Source organism: Bacilliculturomica massiliensis, assembly GCF_900605495.1.
In the GTDB taxonomy this organism is placed as follows: domain Bacteria; phylum Bacillota; class Clostridia; order Peptostreptococcales; family Anaerovoracaceae; genus Bacilliculturomica; species Bacilliculturomica massiliensis.
The window spans coordinates 1-4,919 of sequence record NZ_LR027587.1; the positions used below are offsets into that span (position 1 = coordinate 1).

General features: G+C 43.5%; 2 protein-coding genes. Both read right to left on the reverse strand.

What is annotated here, in order from left to right:
* Positions 1 to 273: 273 nt before the first annotated feature.
* Positions 274 to 1,665: an ATP-binding protein gene (locus E0E37_RS00415; protein WP_130861007.1), complete on the reverse strand. Its 1,392-nt coding sequence runs from the start codon at positions 1,663 to 1,665 to the stop codon at positions 274 to 276.
* A 213-nt stretch (positions 1,666 to 1,878) separates the two neighbouring features.
* Positions 1,879 to 4,845, reverse strand: coding sequence for an S-layer homology domain-containing protein (locus E0E37_RS00420; protein ID WP_130861008.1), 2,967 nt, complete (start codon positions 4,843 to 4,845; stop codon positions 1,879 to 1,881).
* Positions 4,846 to 4,919: the final 74 nt, after the last annotated feature.

Below are 4,919 nucleotides of genomic sequence, written 5' to 3' on the forward strand. Positions count from 1 at the left end.
TCAAATCATCCTCCCCTTCTGAAGATAATTTGACATTATTCAAGTTGTTGTAAATGGTTGTAATGTTTGAATTTCATGGATTTTTTCTGATTGATAATGATGTAATACAATTTGAAGAACAAACATATTCGAGACAAAAACAAAAGCATAATAATACATTTAATAAATAATAGCGCATTATTATGCATGCATAAAAGGCTAGTAACCTATTAATAAATGTTTCAAATAAAAACTGCCTCCGCTGTGGTGAAACAGTGGAGGCAGTTTAAATGATCATAATTTGAAATCATTTAACGTATACAAAAGAATATCTGATCGATCGGAGGCCAGCCGTAGGAGACTCTCTGTAAAACCTGATTTGGAATACAAAACGTAGATGACTTTATCTGCATGAAATAATTGCCTGCGCTCGACCAAGGTGTTAAAAACGGATTCACCTACGAGTTCATTTCTCCATTTGCATTCGCCGAGATAGATCCCTTCTTTTCCAATTGCATATAAGTCGATTTCCTCCTGACGTTTTTTAAGGGGATTATTTCCCCACCATTTTCCCAGCTTTGAAAATCGAAAAGGAAGGTTTCTTTTGTTATTTTCACGACGGAAATGTTGATGACATACTGTTTCAAAACAGTGGCCATAGTAATTTGACAAGTCTCCTTTGATCTCCTCTTCAAAAACGTCTTCAATGTTTGAAGCTTCCAATTCAGAAATATTAGGGAAGACATAAGCATACCAAAAGCGGAAAAAGAAATCTTTTAACTTGTATATGCTTTTTCTGCTTGTCGGCGCCTCGTCCAACGGCAATTCTTTCTCCACAATCAACAATTCAATTAGAATATTTAGATATCTTGAACATTGATCTGAGTTGATCTTGGATTTACTCACGATCGTACCCATATTAGTGGCCCCCCGCGCGATCGCTTCAATGATCGCATTATAATTCATTGGTTCACGCAGTTCCTGTTTTAAGAGATTTTTGGGCTCCTCATATAGGTATGAGTACTTTTTCAGGATATTCTTTTTGATATTTTCTTCTATTGACAGTTGGTCATTAAATTGATCCAGATATAAGGGGATTCCTCCCAAAATAAAATACGCTTCCAATTGCTGCTGGATGTTATAGTTCGGATAAAACGATTGGCTCTCAAAAAAACTAAATGGTTCAATTCGCATCTGTGCAGTTCTGCGCCCATATAAAGGGCTATTATATCCAAGGACCTCGCGCTCCATAAAACTAACCTGCGAACCACACAGGATCAAAAATAATTTAGTATCTTTAAGACTATGGTCAATTGCATTCTGAAGTATCGATTTTATCTCACGCTCTGCCCGGGCAATATAAGGGAACTCATCTATTGCAACAATAAATCGCTTCTCCTGAGCGTGTTTGCCAAGAAATAAAAATGCTTTTTCCCAGTTGTCAAAACTACTCTGAAAATCTTCGATGCCTAAAGTGTGAATGACCTTGTCAGAAAAATCCTGCAGCAAAATTTGCGGAGTATTCTCCTGTGCTACATAAAAAACACCTGGTTTATCTCTCATGAATTCCGTAATCAACGTTGTTTTTCCGACACGCCGCCTTCCATAGATGATGACACATTGAAAACTATCGGTTTCGTAAAGATCATTTAACTCTCTTAACTCTGTTTCTCTTCCAAAGAACATAGCAATCTCCCATTTAGGTAATTTTGATTATGGTAATCTAGTTTACCTTATTATAACACGAGATTGCACAAATGATACTTATTTTATCAATAAAAACAAAAGCACTCCCCATACTTCATCTTTCGATGCGCTGAGGAGTGCTTTCTAGAAAAATGTTTTCAACATTTTCCTTTACGTCTAACGATATGCTTTTAAACTAAAGATATTCGCTATTTAGTGATCCGCAATACGGTTTACCTTGACAGTGGTCTTCGCATTATTGTCGAAAACTACTGTGACTGTTGTACTCTGATTTGCAGCAATTCCGAGCTTCTTCAGTCCATCCAGAGTAATCTTTAACTCGAAGTTTCCATCCAAAGTATAATCAGTATCGATCGTCAGTTTCGCTCCGCTAAATGTCATTACAGACTCAACAAAAGATGCACCGTTAGGAACTGTGATCGTCGCACCCGTGCAATTAATTGCTGCGCCAGAACTTACGGTAATTTCCTTGCTGGTAGCAGGCGTACTCGGGGTGGAACCAACAGCACCGCTCTCGTCGATCAGGATAATGTCATAGATACCATCCTCGTCGATTACATCGTAGAAACGGATGTTGGTGTTAGCTTTCAGGGCCCTCAGATCGCTGACGTTTCCGAGTTGCCATTCAGCATCTGCTTTATCGTACACGTATACGATTGCGTCTCTGTCGATGGTAATAGCCTCGGGGCTAGTATTCTTGGTTACAGCAGCAGTGGTCGCGTTGTAGTAATCATTATTGATGTTCTTTGCAGGTGCAGTGAATGTGCGGTTGTTCATGTTTACATCATTAACATTGCTACTATTAATCGTGATGGTAGCACGGTTAACCTTGTCTTTTCCATTGTTCCAGGACTCAAACTGCTTGATATCTCCGGAAGCATCAAACTTCACTCTGTACAGTTCACTGTCGGCATTGGTACTTACATTGTACTTCGCTATACTTTCAGAACCGTTAGAATCCGTGCCATTGTAAGTTACTTCCTTACCGTCGATCAGCATGTTGTAGTACGCGCCAGCAGCACTGTTGTTCTTACCCTTGCTGTTTACAACACCAAAGATGTCGTTGGAACTGGTAGCGTTATCCATCAGCATTGCTACGATCTTCTTCTTGTTGGTATCATAAACGTAGTAAGCTTTTACATCCTCGGAATCCAGAACGTTCTCATACTTCGCAATGCTGTAGTCATCCGCCTTGTCACTCATAGCCTTGCCGGGACCGAAGTTAACATCTTCATAATTAAAGAGAACTGCGTCTGTCGCCAGCTGTTTGCCGTTAAAGTAACCCTTTGCAGTGATGTCTGCCGTCGCTGTTCCGGTAAGGATGTCTTTGGCAGTGACGACGTCACTGCTGTCACCCTTGGTCACGATAACACTCAGGTCATCGATAACGCCGCTCTTGTCTACACTATACTTGACAATCGCACCGGTGGTGACTTTAGCTCTAACCCATGCGCCATTGGTAATTGCACTGCTCGTAATATCATCTTTGTCTACAGAGAAGATCTTGCTGGATCCATCTGCAAGGAGCAGTTTCAGCTGAGCATCTCCGGTTACTCTGTCGGTGGTGTCATCTTCGATTCTCAGCACGACAGCGTAGTTGGAGTCGCCGGCCGCGTCGCAGTCATAGATGTATCCATAAGCATCCATGGTCAGTACTACGTCATCGCCTGCTTCAATTTCATTTCTTGAAACTTCGCCGGGCGCGCCGTTTCCTGCAAGTTCTTCCTTGGCATACTTATATACTTTTCCATCAACGGTTACTTTCGTTCCTTTACTATTTACCTTCGTCGCTTCGCCGCTGATCCGCTCAACCGGGCCTACCGCAACACGAGCAATTTTATCATCATTATTCTTGTAGACGTATGCAGCCATATCGGCTTTGATATCATCCAGAGAATTTACTCCAACCAGCTCAAAGCTGTCCAGATCGATGTCATCATTGTTATCTTCATCGAAGTCAACACCCAGCAACTTGTGGTTTTTGGTGATGTCGTTCAGATCATCTGCTTCCAGTAAATCATAGTTGGTTACCTGCCAGTACAGTACGGAATGTACTTCATTGATTTTCTTTCCGCTCAGATCCACTGCCAGTGTGAAGTTTACCGCTTCATTGCGAGCGCTCAGATCATCGCTGGCAACCTTCTCCAACTTGGCCAGGGAGATATTATCTCCATTCTGGAAGTATTCCGCGGTCTTTGTCAGATCATCGATCGCATCTTTCTTCAGAGTATATTCGGTTCCATCTGCCAGGGATAAAACGTCATCCTTGATGGTGCCAGATACGAAGGTGGAGAAGCTTTCCTTGATCGCCAGAATGTCGCCGTCGCTGTTTACATAAGCGCTGACAGCGGCGCCCTTGTACGGAGTCAGGTTGATGATGCTGTCCTCGTCACCGGATACGATGAACGCGTCTTCATCAATGTCTTCTCTCCACGCAGCCACACCTTTCAGGTTGCTGCTGGACGCAATCTCTGCGCCCAAACGGTCCAGCATGGTGTCATACTTCTTAACCTGAGTAGCGTTTCCGTCACCCTTCTTCCACTCGATTACGGTAGCGTTAAAGTTTCCATCCTTGTCAACCTTACCGATGGCCTGGTCAAGAGTCTGATACAGCATGATCGCTACATCGCCTCTGTTGGCGCCGGCAGTTCCGGTCTGGATTCCATCCAGGATACCCAGAACCTTCGCTCTGGAAACGAAGCTGGCCGGATAGGTTCCAACCAACGATTCATCCGTGTAGCCCAGAGCCTTGATCAGCATGGTGGTCGCTTCGTCGTAGGTTACGGTCGCGTCGGGATCGAATACGGTCTCGCTTCTGCCGCTGATGATGCCCAGCGTGTTGGCGTAAGCGATGTAACCCTTCGCCCAGTGTGTTTTGCTGTCCGCAAACTTCGGTACAGCATCGGTCTCTTTCAGTCCCAGAGCCTTGATGATCAGAGACGCCATCTCCGCTCTCGTTACTGTCTGCTCCGGTTTGTAGGTTCCGTCTTCATATCCGGAAACTACGTCCAGGTTAGCCAGAACACGAACAGCGTCTTCACATTTTTGGCCATCAATGTCGCTCAAGCTTGTGTCGCTCGGCGTGGTGGCTGCGAAAGCCATTCCGAAGCTTCCCAGAACCAGAGACAGTACCAGCACAAATGAAAGTACTTTTCTCATTTTGAAATTCCTCCTTTAGAATTCTTCGAAGGGGAGTTTATTCGTTTTGGTTTGCTCAAATCATCCTCCCCTTC